Origin of the sequence: Caballeronia sp. LZ029, assembly GCF_031451275.1 — a bacterium.
Lineage (GTDB): Bacteria > Pseudomonadota > Gammaproteobacteria > Burkholderiales > Burkholderiaceae > Caballeronia > Caballeronia jiangsuensis.
This window is the reverse complement of record NZ_JARUXO010000003.1, coordinates 715,443-741,202: the sequence shown is the minus strand read 5'-3', so window position 1 is coordinate 741,202 and position 25,760 is coordinate 715,443. Positions and strand designations below refer to the sequence as shown.

Annotated in this window: 19 protein-coding genes; 5 read left to right on the top strand and 14 right to left on the bottom strand. The window is 66.7% G+C overall.

What is annotated here, in order from left to right; translation table 11 throughout:
• Window positions 1–21: 21 nt before the first annotated feature.
• Window positions 22–354: a DUF2322 family protein gene (locus QCE73_RS22765; RefSeq protein ID WP_309883683.1), complete on the bottom strand. Its 333-nt coding sequence runs from the start codon at window positions 352–354 to the stop codon at window positions 22–24.
• 69 nt (window positions 355–423) lie between these two features.
• Window positions 424–870 (bottom strand): SRPBCC family protein, encoded by a 447-nt coding sequence (locus QCE73_RS22760; protein ID WP_035501288.1) that lies wholly within the window; start codon window positions 868–870, stop codon window positions 424–426.
• Between the two features lie 179 nt (window positions 871–1,049).
• On the opposite strand from QCE73_RS22760, the gene QCE73_RS22755 reads away from it, so the two are divergent.
• On the top strand, window positions 1,050–2,537 hold the full coding sequence (locus QCE73_RS22755) for an MmgE/PrpD family protein (protein WP_309883682.1): 1,488 nt from the start codon (window positions 1,050–1,052) through the stop codon (window positions 2,535–2,537).
• Window positions 2,538–2,551: 14 nt separating this feature from the next.
• Here QCE73_RS22755 and QCE73_RS22750 read toward each other — a convergent pair whose 3' ends face one another.
• Window positions 2,552–4,213 (bottom strand): NAD-dependent malic enzyme, encoded by a 1,662-nt coding sequence (locus tag QCE73_RS22750; protein WP_309883681.1) that lies wholly within the window; start codon window positions 4,211–4,213, stop codon window positions 2,552–2,554.
• A 120-nt stretch (window positions 4,214–4,333) separates the two neighbouring features.
• Here QCE73_RS22750 and QCE73_RS22745 point away from each other — a divergent pair, with 120 nt between their 5' ends.
• Window positions 4,334–4,951, top strand: coding sequence for a VC0807 family protein (locus QCE73_RS22745; RefSeq protein ID WP_309883680.1), 618 nt, complete (start codon window positions 4,334–4,336; stop codon window positions 4,949–4,951).
• Between the two features lie 48 nt (window positions 4,952–4,999).
• Here QCE73_RS22745 and QCE73_RS22740 read toward each other — a convergent pair whose 3' ends face one another.
• Window positions 5,000–5,941 (bottom strand): hypothetical protein, encoded by a 942-nt coding sequence (locus QCE73_RS22740; protein ID WP_309883679.1) that lies wholly within the window; start codon window positions 5,939–5,941, stop codon window positions 5,000–5,002.
• A gap of 364 nt (window positions 5,942–6,305) precedes the next feature.
• On the opposite strand from QCE73_RS22740, the gene QCE73_RS22735 reads away from it, so the two are divergent.
• The 3 genes from QCE73_RS22735 to tssA all read left to right on the top strand — a co-directional run bounded on the left by QCE73_RS22735 (window position 6,306) and on the right by tssA (window position 10,637).
• Entirely contained in the window at window positions 6,306–8,276 is a 1,971-nt protein-coding gene (locus QCE73_RS22735) for an ATP-binding protein (RefSeq protein ID WP_309883678.1), read from the top strand.
• The gene (locus QCE73_RS22730) at window positions 8,273–9,019 is read left to right on the top strand and encodes a response regulator transcription factor (protein ID WP_035501284.1); all 747 of its coding nucleotides are present in this window, start codon (window positions 8,273–8,275) and stop codon (window positions 9,017–9,019) included. Before QCE73_RS22735 ends, QCE73_RS22730 begins: the two co-directional genes overlap by 4 nt.
• Window positions 9,020–9,080: 61 nt before the next feature.
• Window positions 9,081–10,637 (top strand): type VI secretion system protein TssA, encoded by a 1,557-nt coding sequence (gene tssA, locus QCE73_RS22725; RefSeq protein ID WP_309883677.1) that lies wholly within the window; start codon window positions 9,081–9,083, stop codon window positions 10,635–10,637.
• Between the two features lie 19 nt (window positions 10,638–10,656).
• Here the strand turns inward: tssA and QCE73_RS22720 are convergent, their stop codons facing one another.
• The 10 genes from QCE73_RS22720 to QCE73_RS22675 all read right to left on the bottom strand — a co-directional run bounded on the left by QCE73_RS22720 (window position 10,657) and on the right by QCE73_RS22675 (window position 25,751).
• A complete protein-coding gene (locus tag QCE73_RS22720; RefSeq protein WP_309883676.1) occupies window positions 10,657–14,538 on the bottom strand; it encodes a type VI secretion protein IcmF/TssM N-terminal domain-containing protein in 3,882 nt (1,293 codons plus the stop codon).
• Window positions 14,535–15,224, bottom strand: coding sequence for a DotU family type IV/VI secretion system protein (locus QCE73_RS22715; RefSeq protein ID WP_309883675.1), 690 nt, complete (start codon window positions 15,222–15,224; stop codon window positions 14,535–14,537). Before QCE73_RS22715 ends, QCE73_RS22720 begins: the two co-directional genes overlap by 4 nt.
• 1 nt (window position 15,225) lies before the next feature.
• On the bottom strand, window positions 15,226–16,614 hold the full coding sequence (gene tssK, locus QCE73_RS22710) for a type VI secretion system baseplate subunit TssK (RefSeq protein ID WP_309883674.1): 1,389 nt from the start codon (window positions 16,612–16,614) through the stop codon (window positions 15,226–15,228).
• Between the two features lie 16 nt (window positions 16,615–16,630).
• Window positions 16,631–17,404 (bottom strand): type VI secretion system lipoprotein TssJ, encoded by a 774-nt coding sequence (gene tssJ, locus QCE73_RS22705; protein ID WP_309883673.1) that lies wholly within the window; start codon window positions 17,402–17,404, stop codon window positions 16,631–16,633.
• A 129-nt stretch (window positions 17,405–17,533) separates the two neighbouring features.
• Window positions 17,534–18,310, bottom strand: a complete 777-nt coding sequence (locus tag QCE73_RS22700) for a hypothetical protein (protein ID WP_309883672.1) — start codon at window positions 18,308–18,310, stop codon at window positions 17,534–17,536.
• A 19-nt stretch (window positions 18,311–18,329) separates the two neighbouring features.
• On the bottom strand, window positions 18,330–18,725 hold the full coding sequence (locus QCE73_RS22695) for a DUF4150 domain-containing protein (protein WP_309883671.1): 396 nt from the start codon (window positions 18,723–18,725) through the stop codon (window positions 18,330–18,332).
• Window positions 18,726–18,733: 8 nt separating this feature from the next.
• Entirely contained in the window at window positions 18,734–19,399 is a 666-nt protein-coding gene (locus QCE73_RS22690; RefSeq protein WP_035501377.1) for a DUF3540 domain-containing protein, read from the bottom strand.
• 28 nt (window positions 19,400–19,427) lie between these two features.
• On the bottom strand, window positions 19,428–20,456 hold the full coding sequence (locus tag QCE73_RS22685; protein WP_309883669.1) for a pentapeptide repeat-containing protein: 1,029 nt from the start codon (window positions 20,454–20,456) through the stop codon (window positions 19,428–19,430).
• Window positions 20,453–23,095, bottom strand: a complete 2,643-nt coding sequence (locus tag QCE73_RS22680; RefSeq protein ID WP_309883668.1) for a DUF2169 domain-containing protein — start codon at window positions 23,093–23,095, stop codon at window positions 20,453–20,455. The genes QCE73_RS22685 and QCE73_RS22680 overlap by 4 nt, the downstream gene beginning before the upstream one ends.
• Before the next feature lie 4 nt (window positions 23,096–23,099).
• The gene (locus QCE73_RS22675; RefSeq protein WP_309883667.1) at window positions 23,100–25,751 is read right to left on the bottom strand and encodes a type VI secretion system tip protein TssI/VgrG; all 2,652 of its coding nucleotides are present in this window, start codon (window positions 25,749–25,751) and stop codon (window positions 23,100–23,102) included.
• Between the last annotated feature and the right edge of the window lie 9 nt (window positions 25,752–25,760).

Sequence of the window (25,760 nt, the reverse complement as noted above, 5' to 3'; positions counted from 1 at the left end):
ATGGCGGAACGGGCCTGATGCTCAACTCGCCTGAATCACGTCGATACGCAGCGCTTCGCCGCCATCGGCGACCGCGAGCAGGCGATCGACATTAGGATGCGCGCCCGGACGATTGCGCGCATCGGCGGTATGTTCGGCGAACACGGCGAGACCGTGCTCCGCGGCCTTCGCGTCGAGCGTGCCGAACGTCTGCTTCAGATAGTTGTAGACCGCGAGCGAGCCCTGCTTGCCCGGCTTGTTTTCGATGCTCGCGACTACTTCGCCCTTGCCGTCGACCAGATCGATACGCTCGATGCCATCGATGGCGGGCATCTGGGCCAGGTTGTCCTTGAATACGTTGCTCGGCTGGATCACGGAATGCACTCCATGTTATGAATTGATGATGCGGGGCGCAGTATCTTAGCCGATCGGTCGCAGTCGTCGTCAGTCGGGAATCTCGGGCTCGACGAGCCTTGCCAGTTGCACCAGCGACTCCTGCCAGCCGAGATAGCACATCTCCACCGGAATGACTTCGGGCACGCCCTCCTGCACGATGCTCAGTTCCGTTCCGCACGACACCTGCCGCAACGAGACGGTGACCTGCATCTCTCCGGGCAGGTTCGGATCGTCGAAGCGGTCCGTGTAGCGGATCTTTTCGAAGGGCACCAGTTCGAGATACTCGCCGCCGAACGAATGGCCGTTGCCCGTGCCGAAGTTGCGGAACGACATCTTGTGGGTTCCGCCCTGACGTGCATCCATATGATGGACCTGACAGGTGAAGCCATAAGGCGGAAGCCATCTTGCGATCGCATCGGGTTCCAGGAACGCGCGATAGAGGCGTTCGGGCGTCGTGCGCAAGACACGGTGAAGTCGGATGGTGCCGGTAGTCATGCTGGGTTCTCCTTCGACGTGGGAAACTGGACACATCTCTACGACGATGCATCGCAGTGTTAATCGACACGGGCGAGCATCGGGGAAAACCCTCGATGGCCGTCCTCGCGCGGAATGATACTTGCTCGCGGATCACATCTTCCGCTCCGGCGGACTGCCCGCACAAGGAGATATGTCCCATGCCCATCATCGATCGCCGTGGCTTTCTCGTGACGAGCGCCGCGGGCGCATTCGCGTCGGCGACGGCCGGCAACGCGGCGTTTGCGCAGGCGAGCAACGCCGCCGCCTCACCCGCATCATCCAGCGGCGGCGCGAACGCGCGGCCACCCAGAGTCACGCGCATCCTCGCGGAATTCATCGTCAAAACCGGTTATCGCGATCTGCCCGCGCCGGTGCGCAAGGAAGGCGTGCGGACGTTGATGAACTGGGTCGGCGTCGCCGTGGGCGGATCGCACGACGAGACGGTGAATCGGGCGGTCGCCGCGCTCACTCCGTTCTCCGGGCCGCCGCAGGCGAATCTGCTGGGCCGCACCGAGCGCTTCGACATCATGAACGCGGCGTTCATCAACGGCGTGAGCAGTCATATCTTCGACTACGACGACACGCATCTGAAGACCATCATCCATCCGGCGGGACCGGTCGCGTCGGCGATTCTGGCGTACTCGCAATATCGTCCGGTCACGGGAAAGGACTTTCTCAACGCGCTCGTGCTGGGCGTCGAAACGGAACTGCGCATCGGCAACGCGGTGTATCCGAATCATTACGATGTCGGCTGGCATATCACCGGCACATGCGGCGTGTTCGGCTCCGCTGCGGCGACGGGCAAACTGATGGGACTGAGCGTCGAGCAGATGGTGTGGGCGCTCGGCCTCGCGGCATCGCAGCCGGTGGGTTTGCGCGAGTCCTTCGGCTCGATGAACAAGAGCTTCAATCCTGGGCGCGCCGCCGCGAACGGCATCTTCGCGGCGCTGCTCGCGGCCCAGAACTACACGAGCTCGGACGGCATGATCGAAGCGAAACGCGGCTGGGCCAACACGATCAGCACGAAGCAGGACTACCGCGAGATCACAGACTCTCTCGGCTCGCACTGGGAATCGACGCTGAACACTTACAAGCCCTTCGCGTGCGGCATCGTCATTCATCCGTCTATCGATGCGGCGATCCAGCTACGCAATCAGGAGCACCTGAGCGCGGATCAGATCGAGCGCATCGATCTTCGCGTGCATCCGCTCGTCATCGAGTTGACGGGCAAGAAGACGCCGCAGATCGGGCTCGAAGGCAAGTTCAGCATCTATCACGCGGTGGCGATCGCCATCATCGACGGCGCCGCCGGCGAGAAGCAGTTCAGCGACGCCAAGGTGCGCGACCCGAAGACGGTCGAACTGCGCGACAAGGTGAATGCGATCGTCGATCCGAACATCAAGCCGGAACAGGTCGACATGACGATCACGTTGAAGGACGGGCGCAAGCTGCATAAATACATCGAGCACGCGATCGGCAGCACGCAGGTGCCGATGACCGATCAGCAGCTCGAAACGAAGTTCTCGGATCTGGCGGACGGCATTCTCACGCAGCAGCAGACGCGCGCGCTGATCGACAAGTGCTGGCATGTCGAGCAACTGGACAGCGCGAGCGAGATCGCGACAGCGGCGCTGCCGAATCGCTGATTCACACGCTCCGGCTAGAGCGGCCGATAAGCCGGCGCATACGCGGCCGACTTGATATGCGCGGCGAGATCGGCGGGCCGCTCGACACGCGCGAAGCCATGATCGAAGATGTACGCCGCCACCGAAGCCGCGACATGCATCGACGCCTCCAGGATGCGGCTTTGCGGCGGATAGATGAGGCCCTTGTCGAGGCTCTCGTCGCTGACCTGCTCGGCCACCGCCTTCGCCGCGACGATGAACATGTCCTCCGTCACGCGCGTGGCCTCCGTGGCGAACACCGCCATGCCCATCGCGGGAAAGATATAGACATTGTTGCCCTGCCCCGGCACGAACTGCTGGCCTTCTATCTGCACCGGTTCGAACGGGCTGCCGCTCGCGAAGATCGCGCGGCCGTTGGACCATCGGTACGCTTCTTCCGCCGTGCACTCGGAACGCGACGTCGGATTGGAATAGGGAAAGATGATCGGGCGCTCGTTGATCTCGCTCATCGCTTCGATCACCGCCTGACTGAAGAGCTTCGGCACCGTGCTCACGCCGATGATGCCCGTCGGCTTCAGCGTCCGGACCGCATCGACGAAGGTGTCGATCGGCGCGTGATCGATCGCGAAGACCTTCTGAAAATCGGCGAGATCGGTGCGTGACTGCACCATCAGTCCGTTGATGTCGAAGAGACTGTTGCGCTTGCGGGCCGAGTCGATATCCAGACCCTCCAGCGCCATGGCCGCGCTGATCAGTTCGGCGATGCCCGTCGCCGCCGATCCTCCGCCGAGAAACAGAAAGCGCTGGTCGGTCAGCTTCTGCTTCGAGATGCGCAGCGCGCCGTAGATGCCCGCGAGCGCCACGGCGGCGGTGCCCTGAATATCGTCGTTATAGGTGCAAACCTTGTCCTTGAAGCGCGCGAGCAGCGGCACCGCGTTGAAGTTGGCGAAGTCTTCCCACTGGATGCAGCACTTCGGATAGAGCGCCTGCACCGCCTCCACGAACTCATCGACGAAAGCGGTGTAGTCGTCGCCGCGCACGCGTTCGTGCCGCAGGCCGAGATAGAGCGGATCGTCGAGCAGGGACGCGTTGTTCGTGCCGACATCCAGCGTGACGGGCAGGCACACCGATGGCGGCACGCCGGCGCAGGCGGTGTACAGCGCGAGCTTGCCGATCGGAATGCCCATGCCGCCGACGCCGAGATCGCCGAGTCCGAGAATGCGCTCGCCGTCCGTCACGACGATGAAGCGGACATCCTGTTCCGGCCAGTTGCGCAACAATTCCTTCACGCGCCCGCGCGCGTCGATCGGCACATAAAGACCGCGCGTCGCCCTGAACACATGGTCGAACTTCTGGCACGCTTCGCCGACCGTCGGCGTATAGACGATCGGCATGAAAGTCGCCGGGTCGGACATGAGCAGCGCATAGAAGAGCGTCTCGTTGCGCGCCTGCAGGTCGGACAGGAACAGGTATCGTTGCAGGTCGTTGTCGAGATTCGACAGTTGCGCATGGGTGCGCGCGATCTGAATCTCCAGCGAAGTCACGCCGGGCGGCAGCAATCCTTCCAGGCGATATTTCCGGCGCTCCTCCTGCGAGAAAGCGGAACCCTGATTGAGCCGGGGATTGTGCAGAATATCGTAGCCATGAGCCTGCGTGGACATGATCGTTTCCTTCTTGACGTGAGCTGGGAATGCCACGAAAACGTCGGGGGAGATGCATCGCTAAGCATAGTCGTTCGCGCCGATACCGCAACACGATCCCGGATCAGGGACGTATCGATGATCCGTCGGAAGAAACGGCATGACCGGGAGAGGTCGATGATGATTCCGTCCGCACGTTATGCGCTCGCGTTTGTCGTGAACGTGGCATTGCCGGCGCTCGCCTACCGGATCACGATCGACCGTTACGGCGTGGTGGACGCGCTCATCGCTTCGGCTGTGCCGCTCGTCGTGTGGATGATCATCGATGTCGTGCGCTACCGGCACTTCGATGCGCTGAGCGCTCTGGTGCTGGCGGGCATCGCCATGTCGCTGATGGTGCTGCTGTCCGGCGCGTCGCGCTGGATGGGCGAAGCGCGCGACCCTGCCGTGAGCGGGATCATCGGCGTGCTGTTTCTGCTTTCGCTCTTTCTGGAGCGGCCGCTCGTGTTCTATCTCGCGCGCTCGACGATGTCACGCGAAAAGCAGGGCGGCGAGGCGGAATTCGACGCGCGATGGCAATCGCGCCCGGCGCTCGCCAGATCCATCCGGCTGATGACCGTCGTGTGGGGCATCGGCCTCGTCGGGGAGAATCTGGCCCGCCTGTGGATCACGCTCGCGCTGTCCGAGCCGGACGCGGGCCGGCTCTCCACGTGGGTCCGGTACGTCGTGTATGGCGGACTGACGGTCTGGACGATCATCTATCGCCGCATCTACATCAAACGTCAGCAGCAATAGCCGCCCGATTATCGGTACGGCAGCGGCCCTGACCGTTCACATGACGCTTCAGAACACGAGCATGAATATCGCCAGTTCGATGATATAGAGCGTCAGCATGGTGCAGGCGCCCAGCGCTTCGCGACGCCAGCGCCGCGCAGGCGAAGGGCGCAGCCACCAGCCCATGCAAAGCACTGCGATCTTCATGAGCGGCCACGACACGAGCGACACGCTGATCGCATTGCCGATGAACGTGGCGATCGCCACATGCTGCCCCGCGAGCAGCGGGCTCAGGAACCTGAGTTCGAGCATCACGACCGGAAACAGCACGAGCAGCACGAGCGCCGACTGTTTCCAGGCCGCCGGCGACCGCTTGCCCGTCTCCGGAAACCAGCCGGCGAAAGGGCTTGCCATCCGGTAGCTTTTCCACCTGGCAATATGCGGTTCGACCTGTTCGAGCAACTGCTTGCGGGCAGGACAGCCGAGCCATGCATCGAGTTGCGCGGGCGTGGAGAAGCGCACGAGCGTCGTCCAGTACTGCATCTCATCCGAAACCGGCGCCTGAACCAGCGTTCCCATGTAGCCGGGGAAGTTCGACTGGCTCGCCTGAATGGTTTCCGCCCACGCCCGAAAAACCCCTTCCTTGCCCGGTTCCACGACGGTCATGATGACCTCCGTGACGCACGAAAGCGGATCGAGCGAGTGCACGGTTTCGTCGTCGAATGCGGCGGTCGCGGGATCGCGCATCGGTGCGAGTTCGGCGAACAGGTGCGCGCGCAGCACGGACGTGCGCCAGCCTTCGAGCGCCTCGGGGGAGCGGAATCGATGGATGATCCGCCAGTCGTATGAACCCGCGAAGGCAGGCGCGATGTCGAGTGCGAGAAATCCCGCTGCCTGCGTGGCCGTATGCGTGAACCGGGATTGCCAGGCGGCGAACGGCTCTTCCATGCCCGCGCGCAACGTGATGTTCGTCGTGATCGCGGTCGCCGGCGGGCGGGTCGAATCGTTCATCGCGTTTTTTTCCATCGAAGGTGATGACTTGTTCGAACGCATGTGCTGCTTTCATTGTGTCGGCGCGGGATGTTTCGCTCGCGCGATGCGGCGCTGTTTTCCGACTCGCCCAGGCGGTCCTGACCGAAGGCGCTGGTGACCTTATCCGACGGTCGGGTGAATTGCAAGCGTCGCCGGCGCGGTAACTACCCATTCAAGTTCCCCCTGTTTCTGCCGAAATAATCACGGAGGAATCGTCATTCGATGAAGCCTTCGTCGACGTAAAACATCGCCCCTGCCCGCTCGTTCACTGCTCATGTCACTCTCCATCCGGCAGAACTTTCTAGCGAATCTCTTTCGCGGAACCAGCGGGCGCGATCCGCACATGCCTCGCCCGACACCGGCACCCGCGCCATCGACGAGCACGCTGCGCGCGTTCGCCGATCCCGTCGTGCTCGGCATACTCTGCTATCTGCTCGCGCGGCCCGTCGCGCATCTGGAAAGCGCGGGCACGCTCGCCGCGATCGCGTGGCCCGCGCCTGCCATCGCCATCGCGATACTCTGGCCGATGGCTCCGCGACGCTGGCCCATCCACCTGCTCGCGGTGTTCATCGCGATCGCCGCGACGGGCGATTTCAGCAACACGTCATGGCGCAGCGATCTCGGCTTCTGCGTGCTGAACGTGCTCGAAGTGGCGCTGTGCGCGTGGCTCGGCCGGCGTTATGTCGATGCCAGCGGCACGATCGTCACCACCACGAGCCTGATGCGCTTTCTGCTGCTGCTCCCGCTCGCGGGCATCGGCGTCACGTCGATGCTCGGCGCGACGCTCGCCAGCGACCTCGGTCACGACGGCTGGTGGCGCGAATGGCGCACGCTCTTCGTCGGCAACGGCGTCGCGGTGCTGGTGCTCGTGCCGGCGGTGCTCGCGTGGCGCGCGCGCTCGCCGGCGGACGCGGGCAACGCGCGTCATGCCGAACCGCTCTTCGCGCTCGCGTGCAGCGTCGCGGTCGTCGCGTTGCTGCTCGGCGCGGCGGCGCTGCATGTGTCGGAACAGGTGCAGCGCGCGGTCGTCTCGCTGCTGCTCGCCGGCACCGCCATCTACGGCGGACTGGCGGCCGCCGCGACGACGCTCGGCACGGCCGCGGTGCTCGGCGTCGGACTGACGTTGATGAAGCTCGGCCCGTATCACTACGAGAACGCCGAAAGCGCGTGGAACCTGCAAATCGACATGGCCGGGCTCGCGATTCTGACGTTCTTCGTGGCCGTGACCGTGCGCGAGCGCAGGCAGCTAGCGCTTCGGCTGGAGCGCGGACGACGGATGGAATCGCTCGGTCTGCTCGCGGGCGGCGTCGCGCACGACTTCAAGAACATCCTCGCGGCCGTCGACGGTTACGCCGAAATCGCCCGCGACCGGCTCTCGCACGACTCGGCCGCGCGCAAACCGCTGCGCGAAGTGCAGGCCGCATCGGCGCGCGGCTATGAACTCACCGAGGAAATCCTGCTGGCGGCGCGGCGCGGGGATCGCGTGCGCGAATCGCTCGATCTGATGACGATCGTGCGGGAAAGCGTCACGCTTGCGCGGCCGTTGTGCCGCAACGGCGTCGTCATCGAGTTCGAGGGCGCCGATTCGCGCCTGTTCGTCGCGGCGCACGGCGGCCAGCTCGTGCGAGCCGTGCTGAACCTTGCGAGCAACGCGAGCCTCGCGGCGCGCTCGCGCGTGGTGCTGCGCGTCGGCAGCGCGCTCGCGATGGACGAGCCGCTCGCCATCGGTGATACGCCGCCGGGCGCCATCGCGTGGGTGGACGTCGCAGACGACGGCCCCGGCATTCCCGCCGAACATCTCCAGCATCTCTTCGAACCGTTCTTTTCGGTGCGCGCGAAAGGCGGCGGCTCGGGCCTCGGCCTCGCGATCGTCGCGGGCGTCGCGTGCGAGCATCAGGGCGGCGTCGCCATCGCGACGGGACCGGAGGGCACGCGCTTTCGGCTCGTGCTGCCGTTGTTGACGAAGGCGCCCGTGCCCGCGTCCCCGCACGAACGTCACGAACCGCCCGAACCGCCCGAACCGCTCGGCAACGGCGAACGCGTCATGCTGATCGACGCCGATCCCGGCTCGCGCGAACGCTGCGAGGACTGGCTCGCCGAAATGGGCTTCGAGCCGATCGGTTACGCCGACGCACACGAAGCGCTCGACGCAGCCACCCAAGCCGACGACGACCTCGCGCTCGTGATCGCCGCCGCCGACAGCCTGCCCGCGAACGACATCGGATTCGCCGCGCGTGTCGTCGTCCTGAGCCGGCCCATCGACCGCGAGTCGCTCGCACGCGCCGCCGCATCAGCCTTGAAGGACTTCTCATGACTCTGCAGCCGCAACACAGCATCCTCGTGGTCGACGACGATCATTCGATGCGTATCCTGCTGATCGAATATCTCTCTGGACACGGCTACAAGGCCGACGGCGCCGCGAGCGCGCAGGAGGCGATCGGCATGTTCGCCGCGAAGCGCTACGACCTCGTGCTGCTCGATCTCGGCCTGCCCGATGGCGACGGCACCGACCTCGCGCGCCGCTGGCGCGAGCAGATGCAAACGCAGGGGCAGGTGCCGATCATGTACATCACGGGCCGCAAGGACGAAGCCGATCTCGTGATGGGCCTCGAACTCGGCGCGGACGACTACATCGTGAAGCCGTTCTCGCTGCGCGAAGTGCTCGCACGCATGCGCGCGGTGATGCGCCGCGCGGGCGCGACGACCGCCGCGCCGCTCACGCGCGGCAAGCTGCCGAACGCGTATCGCTTCGCGGGCTGGACGCTGAATCTGAACACACGCCGCCTGAGCGCCTCGGATCAATCGACGGTGCCGCTCACCAATTCCGAGTTCAATCTGCTGGTCACGTTTCTGAACGCGCCGGGCCGCATCATCACGCGCGAAAAGCTGCTCGAAAGCACGCGCGCCTTCGATGACATCTATGATCGCGCCATCGACGTGCAGATTCTGCGGCTGCGGCGCAAGATCGAGACCGATCCGAAGAAGCCGGCGCTGTTGCGCACCGAGCGCGGCGCGGGCTATATCTTCGATACCGACATCGAACATCTGTGGACCTGAGCGCGCCCCTTCACTCTCATCACCTGCAAAGAACGCCGTGACCGACTTCAAGAGCCTTGGCTTGCAACCCATCAGCGACGCGCAGCCCTGCGGCGTCGACGTGCGCGACGATCCCGACTTCGATCTGCTGCAAAACGAAATCGCCAAACTGACCAATCCGGCCGCGAGCGGCGCGCCGGACTGGGAACAGGTGGTGAAGTTGTCGTCGGGGCTGCTGGCGGGCAAGGGCAAGGACATTCTCGTCGCGAGCTATCTGACGGGCGCGCTCCTGATCACGCGCGGATTGCCCGGTCTGAACGACGGCGCGCAGATGCTCGAAGGACTGCTCGCCACGCATTGGGAGCAGCTTTATCCGCCGGTCGCGCGGCTGCGCGCGCGGCGCAACGCGATTCAATGGCTGATCGACCGCGTTCGCGCGCATGGCGAGGAGCATGACTGGTCGAGCTGGCCGCCGCAGGATGCCGCGCTCGTCGATGGTCTGCGCGCGGCGCTCGCGGGCATCGACAGCGTGCTCGCCGACAAGGACGCCGACGCGCCTTCGATGCAACCGCTGCGGGCGTTGCTCGGCACGGTGCAGCTTGCCGAGCCGGAGCCGGAGCCTGTGGCTGTCGTCGAGCCTGTGGTCGAGCCGGAGCCTGTCGCTGCGGCTCCCGCCCCTGCGCCCCGGCCCGCGCCAGCGCCAGTAGCCGCGCCCGCGATCCAAGCCGATCCGCTCGCGCCGCTCGCCGTCGATTCATCCGACAGCGCCATCCACGCCACCGACGAAACGCTCGACCGGCTCGCGGCCATCGGCAACTGGTACGCGCAGAACGAGCCGTCGAGCGCGCTCGGGTTCAGGTTGCGGCGCGTGGGCGTGTGGGCCGGCGTCGAGCATGCGCCGAATGCCCAGGGCTCGGAGACGCGGCTTCCCGGCCCGATCGCGCCGTTGCAGGATGCCCTGCGCAATCTGCAGTCGCGTGCGGCGCACATGGATATCGTCGGTTTCGCCGAAACGCAGGTGCTGACGTATCCGTTCTGGCTCGATCTGAACCATGCCGCCGCGATGGCCCTCGCCCAGCTCGGCGATGCGTGGAGCGCCGCGCGCCGCGAAGTCTGCAGCGAGACCGCGAAATTCGTCTCGCGGATGGAAGGTATCGAGCGTCTGAAATTTGCCAACGGCGTGCCGTTCGCGAACGCAGACACGGTGCAATGGCTCGGCTCGCTGGCGTCGTCGGGTGGCGATGCGGGCGCGGCCGCCGCGCCGGACCCGTTGCTTACGGTGCTCTCGCGTGCGCGTGCGCTCGCCGCGGACAACGATCTCGGCGCCGCCGCGCAATGTCTGCAGGACGCCATCGACAAAACCGCCGCGGTCGGCACGCGCCTGCGTCTGCGCACGGCTTTGTGCGATCTGCTGCTGGAGCATCGTCCGGGCGCGCGCCTCGATGCATTCGCGCGCGCGCTCGTCGCGGAAGTGGATCGCTACGGCGTGGCGTCGTGGGACCCGGAACTCACCGCCGATGCATTGCGCGCCGCCTTCGCGATCCTGAGCCGCAACGATCAGAACGAAGCGGAGACGGCGGCGCTGCTCGCGCGTATCGCACCGCTGGATGTGGCTATCGCGGTGCGGTTGATTACTTGATCCGTCCCGCGCGCCGCCCTCAAAGCCCCGTCATCATCATCGACGGCGTCTGACCGCGCCAGCACGCGCCGATCGTCGCCGGCAATCCGAGTTCGGCCAGCGTCACCGGCGTGCTCGCCACCGTCGGCACGATGGCCGGCAGCGGCGGCATGCCGGGACTCATCACCGCGAGCTGATCGACGATGTTCATCTGCTGGCGCTGCGTCTGCGCGTCCTGGATCTGCTGCTTCTGTTGCGCCGTCGTCTTCTGCAAGGTCTCGTAAAGCTCGATCCTGTGCGCGGCGTCGGTCACCTGATCGCCGCCCGTCACCGAGAAGCTCACCGTCAGCGACTGCACGTTGAGCGCCTTGAGCGCCGACTCGCTCGCCGGAAAATCGGCGGGCGTGAACTGACGCTGGCCATCCGCGAAATCCTTCAGGAACGCCGCGACGCCCAGCGGCCCCGCATAGTTGCGATTCAAGGTCAGATTGCCGATCTTGATCTGCAGACGCGCATCGCCGCACTGTCCCGCCGTCCACGCAAAGCTCGTGCTGACCGGAAAGTTGTAGTTGTTCAGCGTCTGCACGCCCGACGCGCATTGCACGGTGAGAATCGTCGCGTAGGGCTTCGCCTGCGCATCGGCGTTGACGTTGGTCGGCTGCGCCGTGAGCGTGAGCGGCACCGTCAGCGCGCGGGCCGCGTCGGCCTGCTGCTTCGCCGTCGCGAGCGTGCGGTCGAGCTGATCGAGCGCCTGTTGCGCGTCCAGTTGCGCCTTCTGCGCCTGAAGCTGCTGCGCCTGCTTGTCGGCAGCGCTGCGCGCGGCGGATTGCTGTTGCGCGAGCTGACGTCCGAACGCGCCATTGAGCATCGGCACGAAGCCCGACGTGAACGGCACGCTGAAACCCTGCGTCTCGACGATGCCGTAGCGGCTCGCATTGCGCGTCAGAAACGGCTTGGCCGCGCCGTCCGCGAACGCCCAGACCGCGCCCTTCGCGCCGAAGAGCTGATCGATGGCGGCGCTCTTGTCGGTCGCGCCCTGCAACGGAAACACCACGCCCGACTCCCAGCCGCGCTGCAATTCGCACGACGCCTGCTGTTCGATATACGCCGCGAGAAAATCGAACGGACCGCGAATGAGACGCCAGGTCAGCATGTCGGAGCCATCGCCGGTGCCGATGAGCGTGCGCAACTGCGTGAGCGGCTGCAGCGCGTTCATCATCTCGGACGGCTGCGGCTGTGCGCTCGTCGTCAGTTGAGCGAAGTCCGCCGCGAGCTGATAGCTCTTGCCGCTGCCCGCGCCGCTGTCGATCGCGAGCTTGTTCAGTCCCGCGAGATACTGCGTCAGCGCATCGACCGCGCCGAGGTTGTTGGCAACCGCCTGGCTGCCGCGTTGCGGCGCGCCCGCGAGCACGTCCTTGATCGCCGATGCCCCGACCGCGTTGATCGCGCCCGCCATCCTGACCGCCTGATTCGCCGCGCCCATGCGGGTCGTCTGCTCGCGCAACTGCTGGAATTGCCGCGCGAGGACGATCCAGCCGGGCAGCGGCGCGTCGGCGCGCTCGCCGTCGAATTCCTCGTTGAGCCGCGCGACGAGTCGGAAGTACGGACTCGCCGGCCCGCTCACGATGCCGAGCGCGGAGCGCCAGCCCGCTTCGCCCGAATACGGCGTCGCGTTGCTCGTGAATGCCTCGACGAAGTTCTGCCATGCCATCACGCGCTGGGTGCGATACCAGTCGTCGAACGCCGCGCGTTGCCGGTCGAATTGCGCGGGATCGACGAGCGCCGCGCGAATCTGCTTCGCGAGATCGTCGAGCGATTTGCGGCCCGCGACGGTGTACACGGCGGGCACGGTCACGCCGGTCATGTTCGTGGCGCTGGCACCCGCGCTGGCACCCGCACTGGCACCCGTCACGCTGCCGTTTGCCGTTTGCATGCTCGTGGTCGCGGATTGCGCGCTGCCGCCCCAGAAATCGGCGGCACGCACGGACGCGACATCGCCGCCGTCCGGCACGAGACCGACGAGCCACGACATCTGCGGATCGGCGGCGATGGCCTGATCGAGCAGCGCGCGTTGATCCTTCAGCCGATCGCGCAGATAGCCCGCGTCCTTCGGCGACCACACGAGATACGAGATCGTGAGCGGATTGAGCTGCGCGTTCAATTGCGCCGGATAGAGCGGCGACGCGACCGGCTGCGGCATCGCTTCGAGCGTCGCGCGATCCGCGCCGTCGAGCCGCGCGCGCAACAGCGCGATCGAGCGCGCCAGATTCAGCACCTGCCGCGCCGCTTCGACCGGCTGCCCCGCCTGTCCTCCCGATGCCGCGAGCGAGGTCTGCTGGCTCTGGTCGGCCGCGGGCTGGATCGCCTGCCGATACTGCTGCACGAACACGTCATGCAGACGCGCTTCGAGCGCGGCGAGCCCCGCGCCGTTGCCGAGCAGGCCCGACATCCACCGCCGGTCGTTCTGCGCGACCTGCGTCAGCACGTCGTTGGAATAGGTGAGCGCGGCGGCGTCGTGGAACAGGTTGCCATTGAGCGAGACCTTGTCGGGACGCGCGCTCTGCACAAGTGCGAGCGTCTGCCTGTTGCCGGCGAAGGACACCGACAGCAGGATGCCGAACATCGCGAGCAGGAGCACCCACGCGACGACGCCCACGCTCTGCGTGACGCGCCGCCAGTGATGCACGAGCAAGGTCGGCTTCGCGGCGTTGCGGTCCTGCGGCAGGATGCGGCCGAAGAAGTCGTGCAGGAACACGCCCGCCGTGTCGCCCGCATGCGACGGCGACGCCGGCAACAGCGAGCCCATCAGCGCGGACATCGCGCCGCCTTCCTGCTGGCCGCTGCTGAAGAAGATGCCGCGCAACAGCGGCCGTTCGAGATACGGACTGTCGGCAAGGCAAGTGCCGAGGAACATCGTGAGGCCGTTTCGCAACTGCGCCAGTTCGTTCGGGAACATCAGCAGTTCGGGCGACGCCTGCGCTTCGCGCGATACCAGCGCGAGACGCAGCGCCTGCAGCCGCGCGCCGATCGAATCGAACGCCCGCGCGACGAACGCGCTTTCACCCGATGCGCCCGCCACGCCCGCCTCGCTCTCTTCGGCGAGATAGCCCATCGCCTGATCGAGCGCATCGGCGGGCAGCGTCTTCGCCCATTCCTCGAAGCCGTAGAGACGGTCGCACTTGGTGACCAGCACATACACCGGAAAGCGCTTGCCGAACATGCGTATCAACTGCTCGATGCGCGCCCGCACGATGCGTCCTTCATCGGCGAAGGTATCCGCGTTGGGCATCATCAGCCGGTCCGCGCTGACCGCGAGCACGAGCCCGTCGAGGCCTTCGCGCGGCCGGTAGCGTCCGAGCAGATCGAGACCGACTTCCCATTCGCGCCGATCCTGCTCGACGTCCTCCGCCTGCACGTAACGGCCCGCGCAATCGATCACGACCGCGCGATCGAAATACCACCAGTCGCAATTGGCCGTCTGGCCGATGTTCGCCTGCTGGCTGATCTTCTGGATCGGCGACGAAAGCCGCGCGCGCGTGAGCGCGGTGGTCTTGCCGGTGCCCGATTGCCCCACGACCATGAACCACGGCAGCGCGTAGAGCGGATCGCCCTTGCTGCGCAAATTCGAATGGCGCAGCGTGGCGACGGCCGTCTTCCACTTGCGCCGCAAGAGCGCTTCGGGCGACGCGGCCGGCGCTTCGACATGGATGGCGGCGCTCTGAGCCGCGAGCCGGCTGCGCGAACGCATCATCACGATCATGCGGCGCGCGAACGCGATGAAGAAGTACAGCGCGAACACGCCGACGAAGATCGCGAGCGCGACCCACAGCGGCCAGCCGAAATAGAGGACGACGCCCCAGCCGACCAGCGCCACGACGATCAGCGTCAACAGCCACAGCAATGCGATGCCCAGCGTTTTCATAGATGGATCTGCGCGAGAAGCGTATCGACGGACTGCGCGACGACGGTGTGATACACGCCATACAGCAGCGCCAGCAGGAAGAGCGGTAACAGGATGGCGGTCACCTTGCCGCGCGTGAGGCGCGTGGCGAAACGCGCGCGCGCGGTCGGCTGGCGCGCCGCGGCGTCATCGCCCGCGACGTGATAGCCGTCCGGAAACAGGAACGCGCGCGCCGATGCGCCGAGCTGTTCGGCGTCGGGCAGCAGCATCGCGAGATTGGTGCGGCGGATATCGGTCAGCGTCTTCTGGTTGCGGTCGTACGCATAACGCCCGCCGAAGCCGAGCGCGAGACACAGATAGAACACTTCGCGCACCGCCAACTGCGAAGGCGTGAGTTGCGCGAGGCGCTCGTAGAACACCACGCCTGCGTTGCTCACATTCGAGTAGCGACGTTGCAGCAGATGACGCTGCCACTGCGCCGCGCCGTCCCAGCGCGTCGTGAGCAGCAGCTCGTCGGCCCACGCGTTGAAGGCGAACAGCGCCTCGTCGATGTCGGTCTGCGCGAAGCCCGCGTCATGCGCGCGCAACCGCGCGGCCGCGATCGCGCCGTCGAGTTGCGCGGTCAGGCTCGCGGCATCGCCCATCGGCGAGCGCGAGAACGCGCGGACCTGCGCGAAAAGGGGGATGAGGGTATCGGCGAGCGTCATACTATCTCCGCAGCACGACGATTTCGGCGCGCAGATCCTGCGGCGCGTCCGGCCATTGCAGCGCGATGTTCTCGTCGCGCTCGACGGCGTCCCACAGCTCGCTCACCTGCTCGATCCGGAAGTAGTTCGACGACGCGCGGCGCGGCATGCCCTGCGGCGCGTTCGGCAGATGGATCAGCTCCAGCCCCGGCAGCGCGTGCGCGACGAGCCGCGTGACATCGGCGGCATTGGCGAGACGCGCGTCGTAGAGCGCGCCGTCGACGACCTGCGCGGCCGCCTGCTCCGTGCGCAGCACGAGATAGAAGCGGTTGCGCCGGTCGAAGAACGCACGCGGCAGATCGCCCGCGAACATGCCGTCGCGATAGTCGAGCACGGCGAGATGCTCCGGCCCGATCGCGATCTCGCCGAGCAGGAAACCGATCAGCGCCTGCGCGCGCGAGAAGCAGTTGTAGAGATCGGCGTGATCGTAGGCGGGCAGGCCCGGCGTGCCGTCCTGCGCCTCGCCGAGCATGTCGAAGCGCTCGGAAAACGCGCTCAGCTCGCCGACGAGACTGCGCAACTCGCCGTACAGATGCCACGGATGCACGGTCGGCGTCTGCGTCAGATGCACGAGGTTCGGCGCGGCGCGCGACAGCGTGCGCATCGCGAGCAGCAGCATCATGTAGCCGGGATCGAACTCGGCTTTCTGCAACTCGCGCGGATTCTTGAATTCCTGAAGATGATGCGCGCGGCCGACGACATCGTCGCGAATCTCGCGCACGATGCGCAGCAGCGCGTCGGAGCCGGCAAGCGCGTAGGCGGGCGGAATGAAACGCTCCGACAGCGTCACCGTATCGCCGATGCGGGCGAGCTGCGCAATCGGAATCAGGTCGTACTGGCCGAGATTGGCGGTCTCGCCCTCGAAGAACACCTTCAGCACGTGCAGCAGCGTATGCACCGGCGCGGCCGGTCCGTCCGAATGCAGGTCGGGCACGTCGGCGGGGCGTTCGAGGCTCGCGTAGCGGGTCGACGCGGCGGCGGCGTCATCGGGCGATGCGCACATCGTCACGTTGTTGCCTTCGGCGGCGAACTTGCGCACGCCGAGATAGACCGTCAGCGCGCGTCCCTCGCCGATCGTGCTGGCGTCGAACGAACGCGGCGCGAGCACCGCGTTGCCGGGAAACTCGACATACGTGCGATCCGGAAAGATCAGCCTGGCCGCCCGCACTTCGATGGTCTGACTCGCGATGGCGCCCGTCGCGATATCGAGCGCGCCCGCGCCCCAGAAATGCGGCAGGCCCGTCTCGACGACCGGCTTGTTGCGGAACTGCTCGTGCAGCGACGCCAGCTGAAAGTGCTGGGGCTGCATGAACATGCCCTGATGCCAGTAGATGCCCTTGTTATGGTCCATGCGATGGGATCGATGTCTAGTTGCTGAGCTTGCGCAAGGGCGTGTCCTGCGAACTGGCCGCGCCCACGACCCCGGTCGTGGCGCCGGAGCCGTCCGAACCCGCCGGTTTGTCGCTCAAACGGATTTCCTTGCCGCCGCCTTCGAGCTGCTGCGCGCGCTGCAGCGTCGCGGCATCCGGGCCGCCGGGCTGCACTTCGGCGTTGAGAATGCCTTGCGCGCCGAGGTTGAGGCGCACGACGAGCGGCCCCGGCAGCTTGGTATGCGTGCGGAAGATGAAGCCCGAGGTCTTCGTGACGACGGGAACGTCGAACTGGCGCGCCGCGTTGGCCACGCCGAACTGCGCGTAGCCCGCAACGAGCCCGATCGAGCGCGTGCTCTGCGCGCGGTCGAGAATCAGATACGAATGCTGGCCCGGCGCGACCACATAGCGCGAGAACTGCGAGAACGTCTGCGGCACCTTGCCCGTCGCCATCGTTTCGGCGAGCGCGTTCGGATCGGCGGAGAGATTGCGGAACGCCTGCGCATCGCCGGTCTCGTAGACGCCCAGCAGAAGCGTATGCGACTGGCCGTCGTACTGGTTGAGGCCCGGATCGGCGGTGATCTCGAACATCACCGCGTCGGTCGCGTAGCTCCAGGTGACGTCGGCGAGCGGGTCTTTCGGCGGCGCGCTGCCGCATCCCGTCAGCGCGAGCACGGCCGCCGCGCATGCCAGCGACGCCATCCGCCGCATTGCGCGCCCGCGATTTTTGCCGCGCGTCGCGGCATCGTTTTTCATAACAGCCACAGCCATTGCCGGTGCCTCTTTCATGTGCCGTCGAGCATTACCCACTGCCACCCATTCTCCGGATATTGCGTCGCTCTCATGCGGCGAAAAAAGGCGGTTTTCCGGCCTTATTCGAAGCCTGCCGGGAAAACGGCGTCAGACGAGCGGCAGGATCGTCGCGCTGGCTTCGCTGTCTTCGGTGTACGGCATGAAGAGGATCGATTCGGGTGTGCCTTTGACGCGGGCGTAATAGACATCGCCCGCGCCGAGGCGGTTGCGCACCGCCCACGCCGTGAATTCGCGCTCGCCGACCTGTAGCGTCAGCCCTTCCTGCGCGAACTCCAGCACGGTTTTCTCCGGCAGCTTGCCGCGCGGGCCGACCGCCTGAAAATCGATCGTCGCGCCGCCGCCATGAACGCCGAACACGACGCCCTGCCATTCGCCCTCGCGCGGCCCGATGGCGAACCACTGGCCGAGCTGCTCCTCGCCGACCACCTCGAAGCGATGATCCTTCGGCTCGCCCGGCTTCGCGAGATTCGCGCGCGCGACGATCTTCGCCGGCCATGTCGGATGGTTCTCGACCAGCACGGTCGCGCCGCCGAGCAGCGCCGGCATGCTCTCGATGCCCGCCGCGCCAGACAGCACCATCGGAAAGCCGGGTCCGCGCGCCTCGCGCAGGCTCGCGGCGAACACCGACAGGCCATAGCGGATCGACGACTTCGCGAGCGCCGCATCGTCGGCGAGGATCAGCCAGAGATCGGCGCGTGCGGCGTTCAGCGCGTCGAGGCCGGCGCGCCATGCGAGCTTCGCGGGTTCATCGACCCAGAAGTGGCCTTGCGTCGCGAGGCCGTAACGTTTGAGCAACTGCGACACGGCAGCGACGCGCGCGGCGTCCTTTTCCTTGTCGAACGCGGTGATCCAGACGGTTTTCATGATGGTTTTTTCCTCTCGTTCAACTCATGACCATCACGACGGACTGGCTCGGCGCGAGCACCGCGCCGACCATGTTGCCTTCGTTGTGCTGGGTCGGATCGCTGAGCCGCACGGCGGGCGAGCCGTCGAATTTCTCCGTGACGCTGCCCATCATGAACTGCTCCTTGCCCATCATCTGTCCCGACACGACGCCGCCCGCGACGCCCGCCTCGTCGCCCGAGCTCAGCGGAATTTCCGACGACTTGGTGAGCGCCGGCATGCCGCCGACGAGCACCTTGACGGTCGCCGGATTGCCCATCGGCGGCATGCCGATGTTCGGATACGGAATCGGAATCGGCGGCGCGGGCGGCGCGGGCGTCTTGCATACGTCGGGCATCGCCATGCACTGGCCGCCCGCTTTGGTGACTGCGAACATGTCGGCTCCTATCCGAGATCGATCTTGTCGGCGTCGATCTTCACCTGGCCTTCGGCCAGAATCGTCGCGTGGCGGGCGGAAACGTGCATGCGCTCCTCGACATGCATACGCACGCGGCCGGCGTGCGTCTCGTCGGCGTTGTCGATCCGGCGAACGCTGTCGCGCGCGCGCTGGATCAGGCGTCCGACCGTGCTCGTGATCTGCTGCGCGACCGTGCTTACCGCGCCGAAGCGGCCCTGCAACTGCTGGATCGCCGCCTCCATGCGATGGAACGTGATCTCGCCGCGCACGCCCGTCATCGCGATCTCGGGCGCCTGCATCGTCAGGCTGCGCGCGGCTTTCATGTCGACGCTATCGGCTTCCACGCGCAGCGCGCCGTGATCCGTGTGCAGCGCGACGTCGCCGGGCAGCACGAGCGCCGCGCACGATGGCTGCGCCCGCGCGAGCACCGCGAGCACGTAGGAAATCGCGTTCGCGCCGCTCGCGGCGACGAGCACGGTGTCGCCGCACTCCGGCTCGACGAGACAGCTTTCCGCGCGCAACGCGCGCAGCGGCGCGCGGCCGGCGGCGTCGAACAGAAACCAGCGGTCGGCGCGGCCGGTCACGGTCGCGTAGGTGAGCTGGACGGCGGGATCGTCGCCGGGCCGGGCGATCGTGACGAGCGTACGGTTCATGGCCGTGTTTCCTTGGATGAGGTTCATGTCAGACGCGCGGCTGCCATTGCTCGGCGCGCGCGAGCGCGGGATCGGTGCGGCGCGCGCCGTCGAACGACGCGCCGCTCAGTTGCGCGCCCTGATCGATGAGCGCATGCAGATTGGCGTTGCCGAAGTCCGCGCGCGTGCAATCCGCGCCGGACAGATTCGCGTGCGAGAGATCGCAGTACGCAAAGCGCGCCGCCTTCAGCGATGCCCGCTGCCAGACGCTCGCGCTCAGCACCGACTGATTCCAGCGCGAGGCATCGGCGCGCGCGGCGGCGAAGTTCGCTTCGCTCGCGTTGACCATCTCGCAGACCGCGTCGGTGAGATCGGCGCGTTCGAAAACGGCGTTCAGCAGCGCTGCGAAGTGCGCGCGCACGCCGCGCAGCGTCGCGTCCTGCAACTGCGCGCCGACGAAGCTCGTGCGATCGAGCGCGACGCCGGACAGGTCGGCCTTTCGCAGCGATGCGCCGTCGAGGATCGTCATCGTCAGATCGCAGCCGCGCAAATCCTGGCCGCTCAGGTCGGCGCCGCGCAGATACGCTTGCGCGAGCGATGCGCCGGTCAGACGCGCGCTCGTGAGGTCCGCGTCCATCGCGGTGAAGCGATGCAGGTTCGCGCCGGTGAAGTCGGTCTGTGCGTAGCGGCAGCCGTGCGCATCGGCGCGCACGAAGCTCGCGCCCGCGAACGATGCGCCGCCGAAGTCGCAGCGGTCGAACGCGGCGAACGCGCAATCCGCGCTGCGCACGCTCGCGCCGCCGAAGTCGGCGTTCTCGAAGCGCGTCTGCTGCGCGCGCAGGCCATCGAGTTTTGCGCGCGCGAACGACACGTCCTGGAAATCGGCATCGGCGAACGCGGCGTTCGTCAGATCGGCTTCTGCGAACGCGACGTTTTGCAGCCGGCATCCGGACAGATCGATGCCCGAAAGATCGGCGCCGGACAGATCGGCGTCGGCGAGCAGACGCTGCGCGGCGAGCATCGCGCGGGCTTCGTCGGCGCTCATGCGCATGCGGGTGGCGGGAGTCGTCGTGCTCATATGACGGGCGGCCTGAATTGAAGGATGGTGCAATCGATGTTCGAGCCTTCGAGGCTCGCGATAGTCGGCTGCGCGCCGTCGAAGTCCACGCCGTAAAAATTCGCGTGGCGCAGCAGCGTGCCCTTGAGGTTCGATTTGCGCAGCGAGCCGCCGAACAGGTTGACGGCATCGAGATCGGCGCCGCTCAGGTCGGCCTTGTCGAAGCGCGCGCCCTTGGCCGACGACGCGCCGAAGCGTGCCGCCTGCGCCTGCGCATTGGCGAGATCGGCGTGATCGATGACGGCGCGCTCGAAGCTCGCGCGGCGAAGCTGCACGCCGTCCCATGCGGCGCGGACGAGGCGCGTGCGCGTGAAGCGTGCGTCGTCGAAACAGGTCTTGGCGTCGGCGCGAGACTGGCTCAGGTCGGCATCGGTGAAGACGGCTTGCTGCGCGTGCGCGCCGTAGAACTCCGCCTGACGGCACGCCGCTGCCGAGAAATCGCTGCCTGCAAGACGGCTGCCGCTGAAGCTCGCCGCGACGAGATCGGCGCCGATGAACTTCGCGCCGCTCAGGTCGGCATCGGTGAAGCTCGCATGCTGCGCGCGGCACGCCGACAGATCGGCGCCGGCGAGCTTCGACTGATCGAAGATCGCGCCGCGCAGATCGGCCTCGTTCAGCTTCGACGCGGAGCCATCCGCGCCCGTGAAATCGGCGTCGGCGAGTTGCGCGCCGCGCAGGTCCGCTTTGGCGAACGTGCTCGCCGCCGCGCTCGCTTGCGTGAATCGCGCGCGTTGCAGATCGGTTTCGCTCAGGTCGGCGCCGTGCAGCAGCGCTTGCGTGAAATCGGCGTCGGCGAGACGGCTGCCCGTGAACGAGGTCTTGTCGAGCACCGCGCCGGAGAAATCCGCGCCGCACAGATCGAGCTTCGAGAGATCGACGCCGCTCAGGTCGTAATTCGCGAGGCTCGCGCGCGCAGCGTGCCGCGCGATCACGTCTTCGCGCGTCAATTGGACGACGGCGGGCGCTTCGGCCTCGGGCATGTCGATGGCGGGCATGTCGATGGCGGGCGCGGGCGGTTTCGCGGCCAGCGCGGCGAGCCCGGCGAAGTCGGCTGCGGACACGACGCCCGGCGGCGCGAGATGCGGCAGCGTTTCGGCCAGTTCGGGACGGCTCGCCAGTCGACGACGCACATCCGCTTCCGACAACCCGGCATCGCGCAGGCGCTGCTGCGTTTCCGCCTGAAGCCGCGCGAGCAGACCGGGCAGATCGGCGGCGCTGGCGTCGGCTTCCGGCTGGTTCAGATAGCGCGCCGCGTCGGCATCCTTCACGCCGTATTTCTGCATCAGCGCGCGGGTTTCCGCGTTCAATTCGGCGACGCTCGCCTTGACTTCGGCCAGCGTCGGCACGCGCTCGGGCGCGGCGTCCTTCAGGTACGGCGCGATATCGGCGTCGGTCTTGCCGAACTTCGCCATCAGCGCGCGGCTCTCGCTGTTCAATGCCGCGGTCTGCGTCTGTACGGCCGACAGCGCGGAGGCGTCGAACGAAACCGCCGCTGCCTGCGGTGCGGCCGCAGCTACCGGCATCGCGACAGGCGCGGCAGCCTCCGCCGGTTCGACGGCAGCCGCCGCGCGCGCGGGAACCGCCACGGCGATGCGCTCGCGGAACACATCGCGGTAATGCTCGAACGGCAGCGGCGCATCGCTCAGAGGCTCCCATTCGGCCATCACGTGCGTCACCTGGCTCGCTTCGGTATCGGCGATATTGGCGAGCGCGCGGTACAGCACCACGCCGCATTCCAGCTCGGGGAAGAGCCAGAGCGTCTCCGCATGGGCGGCCACTTCGGTCAGCGTATCGTTCGCGTTGACGAAGCAGCGCGCCCGCAAACGCGGCAGCGCGCCTTGCAGCACGCTCGCACGCGGATGCATGTTGACGATCTCGAAACGCTCGTCGCCGGTGAAATAGCCGGGCAGACGCTGATCGGACGGCGCGCTCAGAAAGAACTCGGGCCGGGTGTCCGACGGCAGATGCGGCCACTCGCTCTTGAGCCAGCGCTCGTCGCACGCGCCGAGGTGCTGACGGCGCAAGGGCGCGTCGCTGGCGAAACCCCAGAAGCCCGCCGGTGCCGCGCGATCGCCACGGCTCGCGATGCGCCGCGTTTCGCTCTCGACGTTCGGCAGCGGCCAGATGCGCGTGCCGTCGGCGTTGTCGATTTCCGCATAACCCTTGCCGGCCGGATTGTCGGCGCAGCCCGCGCCGCCGAACGCGGTCGCGGGTTCGATCGGCATACGCGCGTAAGGCGTGGCCGCCGAGATCAGGCCGAGCGCATTGAACCGGCGCTCGCCGCTGACCACGAGCGACTTGCCGAGCGTGCCGATCCGCGCGCTGAGCCGCTGCTGCGCGACCTGCGTGCCCGCCGGCGCATGCGCCGCGCCGTGGATGAGATATTCGCCGACGAGCTTCGGATAGCCTTCGTCGAGGATCGCGTTCTTGCCGAGCGCGCCGGCGACAGCGGCCCACACGTCCGGTTCGGGCATCAGTCCATCGAGGCCGGCGTCGTCGAAGCGAAAGCCGGCGATCATGCCGATCGAGAGCACGTCGCGCCGCGCGAGCCGCAGACCGCGATAGACGAGCGCGAGATTATCGGGCTTGAGGATTTTCATGCCGTCATCCCAACTGGATCAGCGCGCTGTTGAACTTCACCGTCGAGCCGTTGAACTTCACCTGCGAGGCCGTCACGCTGAAGGCGTTGGCGGCTTCCACGTTCACATTCGTGGCGATGGTCGCGACCTTGTCCAGTGCGTCGATGGTCACCTTCGAGCCCTTCACCGACACGTTGCCCGCCGCCTCCGCCGAGAGCGCGCCGGTCGCCTTCAGGCCGAGGTCCGCGCCGGCAGTGGCCGTCAGGTTCGACACCGCCGTCATCTTGATGGTCGCGGCGCGCGTGCCGGCGCCGTCGCCATCGACCCACGTCGTATTGGCGCCGCCCGCCTTGAGCACCACTTGCAGGCTGTCGACCTCCACGCTCGACGACACCCCCGGCCCGCTCGCCACGGACAACTCGCTGCCGAACTGCGACATGTTCAGCGTCGAGCCGATGCCGGGCAACGGCAATACAGTCGCCTTGATGCCCGAAATGCCGAGCTCGATGTTGCTGGCGTAGAGCGGCTTGGCCTCGCTCGCGGCGGCGATCGCTTTCGCGCCGTCGAACAGCACCTTGTGCGCGAGGATCGACGTGAGCGCGCCGCCCAATGCGGTCTGCGCCGCCGTGACGCCGTAGCTGCCCGGCGTCCACGGCGCGACCTTGCCCGAGCCGCCGCCGGCGTCGTCGGCCGCGCTGATCGCGATGCCCGCGTCCGCCGCGATCACCGCGTTCACCGCGAGACTCATCGCGACGGCGCCCTTGATCGAGTCCTTCACGCCATCGACCGTCGTCTTGATGATCGGGTCCTGGCCGCCCGAGATCAGCACCGTTTCCGCGCCCTGCAGCTTGCCGGAGGTCTTGAGCGAGACCGTGTCGGAATCGTCCACAGTGATGCTCTTGCCCTTGTTCCAGCTCACGTTGGTGCTGAGACCGAACGACACGTTCGCGCCGAACGACGCCTTCGTGGTCATCGACGCCGACAGCGAGCCTTCGTACGACAGCGTGAGCGAATTCTTGGTCCCCGCGAACAGCGAGTTGCTGACGCCGACCGTCACGCTTTCCGAGCTGCCCGCCGTGCTGGTCCACAGGCTGCCGCCGCCGTTCACGTCGGTCGAGCCGATGCCGATCGTGCTGTTGTGAAACGGCGAATGCAGCCACACGGCTTCCTTGCCCTTGCTGTCGGTCATGTGCAGCTGATTGCCGCCCGCCGTCGCGATGCGGTTCGCCTGCGCGTTCTGCTGCGTGACGACGTTGCTGTTCTCCGAATTCGCCAGGCTGCCGACGATCACCGGCTGATCCGGATCGCCGTCGATGAAGGACAGCAGCACTTCCGCATCCTTGTGCAGCGGGAAATGCATGCCGTGGTCCGTGCCCGCGTACGGCGACGCCATGCGCAGCCGCGCGGAACTCTTGTTGGCGTTCTTGTCGGTCTTGTCGAACGGCAGTTGCACCTTGTACTGGCCGTACTCGTCGAGCTCGGCGTACTCGCCGCTGCCTTCGCTGTCGATGGTCGCGTTCATCGTGCCGGCGACGCGAGGCTTGGCCGTCGTGCGCTCGGGGCGGAACTGCGTCGCGGCGGGGATCGCACGGAAGCTGTTGCGGTAGACGATCTCGCCGCCGCGCGCGCCCTCGCTGTACGGGCTCGTCACGCCGTTGAGCAGCGCGCCCGCCTGCGAGCCCTGATGATGCACTTCGGTGACGAGATAACGGCCGTTGAAGTCGTCGCGATAGTGAAACCCGAGCGTGAAGAAGAAGCCGCTGCGCAAGCCGAGCGCGGTGCCTTCGCCCGAATACACCTTGCCGCCGCAGACGAGTTCCTGGGCGCGGAGCTTCGCGTAGCGGTCGCCTTCCTGCTGGTCGCGGAAATTCTCGCCGTACAGCATGACTTCGCCGATGCCCGCATCCGACACGGTCGCGCGAGCCTTCAACTGCACCGTCGCCTTGCGATAGTTGTAGTCCTGCAAGACCACTTCATGCGGCAGCGGCTTTTGGCGGCACACGAAGTCGCGCACCGAATCGGCGGCGAGGCCGGTGTCGAGGGAATCGTCCGGACGGTACGCGACGGGGAGCGCGTCCGCCGCGTGCATGATCTTGTCGTCGATCACGACGAGCTTGTCCGCGCCGCCGGAATGGTCGAAGTAGTAATAGACGCCCTCCTTCTCCAGCCAGCGCGACACGAAGTCGAGATACGTCTCCTGATACTGGCAGACGAAGGTGCGCGGCCGGTAGTCGCCGGTGAGCCGGAATTCGTAGTCGGCGGAATTCAGACGGCCGGTTTCGAGCACGGCGCGCACGGTGTCGGTGATCGGCCGCTCGTCGAGATACACCTCGGAGATGCGAAAGAGCGACAGCCGCCACAGGCGCGGCACCAGCACGGCGCGATAGAACACGTAACCGTCCGCGCGATGCAGTTGCTCGAACTCCGCGAGGATGCCGTGATACGGCGCGCGGATGCCGCCCTCCGGGCCGTAGATCACGAACGACGCGCGATGGCTCAGCATCGTGTCGAAATCGATCGACGCATCGTCCGACACCAGCGTGAGGACAAAGCGGAACGGCTGCGAGATCGCCTCGAAGCCTTCCATTTCGACGACCGCGAACTTGTCCGCGCCGAACGCTTCGGACGTGAAATCGAAGCGCTTGTTGGCGAGAATCCGGTCGGACAGTGCGTTCATGTTTGAATC

Excerpts from the sequence above, each read along its gene's own strand:
- QCE73_RS22690 (WP_035501377.1), bottom strand. The coding sequence starts at position 19,399 with ATGAACCGTACGCTCGTCACGATCGCCCGGCCCGGCGACGATCCCGCC.
- QCE73_RS22700 (WP_309883672.1), bottom strand. The coding sequence starts at position 18,310 with ATGAAAACCGTCTGGATCACCGCGTTCGACAAGGAAAAGGACGCCGCG.
- QCE73_RS22715 (WP_309883675.1), bottom strand. The coding sequence starts at position 15,224 with ATGACGCTCGCCGATACCCTCATCCCCCTTTTCGCGCAGGTCCGCGCG.
- QCE73_RS22675 (WP_309883667.1), bottom strand. The coding sequence starts at position 25,751 with ATGAACGCACTGTCCGACCGGATTCTCGCCAACAAGCGCTTCGATTTC.
- tssJ (WP_309883673.1), bottom strand. The coding sequence starts at position 17,404 with ATGGCTGTGGCTGTTATGAAAAACGATGCCGCGACGCGCGGCAAAAAT.
- QCE73_RS22745 (WP_309883680.1), top strand. The coding sequence starts at position 4,334 with ATGATGATTCCGTCCGCACGTTATGCGCTCGCGTTTGTCGTGAACGTG.
- QCE73_RS22755 (WP_309883682.1), top strand. The coding sequence starts at position 1,050 with ATGCCCATCATCGATCGCCGTGGCTTTCTCGTGACGAGCGCCGCGGGC.
- QCE73_RS22740 (WP_309883679.1), bottom strand. The coding sequence starts at position 5,941 with ATGAACGATTCGACCCGCCCGCCGGCGACCGCGATCACGACGAACATC.
- QCE73_RS22735 (WP_309883678.1), top strand. The coding sequence starts at position 6,306 with ATGCCTCGCCCGACACCGGCACCCGCGCCATCGACGAGCACGCTGCGC.
- QCE73_RS22685 (WP_309883669.1), bottom strand. The coding sequence starts at position 20,456 with ATGAGCACGACGACTCCCGCCACCCGCATGCGCATGAGCGCCGACGAA.
- QCE73_RS22760 (WP_035501288.1), bottom strand. The coding sequence starts at position 870 with ATGACTACCGGCACCATCCGACTTCACCGTGTCTTGCGCACGACGCCC.
- QCE73_RS22680 (WP_309883668.1), bottom strand. The coding sequence starts at position 23,095 with ATGAAAATCCTCAAGCCCGATAATCTCGCGCTCGTCTATCGCGGTCTG.
- QCE73_RS22695 (WP_309883671.1), bottom strand. The coding sequence starts at position 18,725 with ATGTTCGCAGTCACCAAAGCGGGCGGCCAGTGCATGGCGATGCCCGAC.
- QCE73_RS22730 (WP_035501284.1), top strand. The coding sequence starts at position 8,273 with ATGACTCTGCAGCCGCAACACAGCATCCTCGTGGTCGACGACGATCAT.
- QCE73_RS22720 (WP_309883676.1), bottom strand. The coding sequence starts at position 14,538 with ATGAAAACGCTGGGCATCGCATTGCTGTGGCTGTTGACGCTGATCGTC.
- tssK (WP_309883674.1), bottom strand. The coding sequence starts at position 16,614 with ATGGACCATAACAAGGGCATCTACTGGCATCAGGGCATGTTCATGCAG.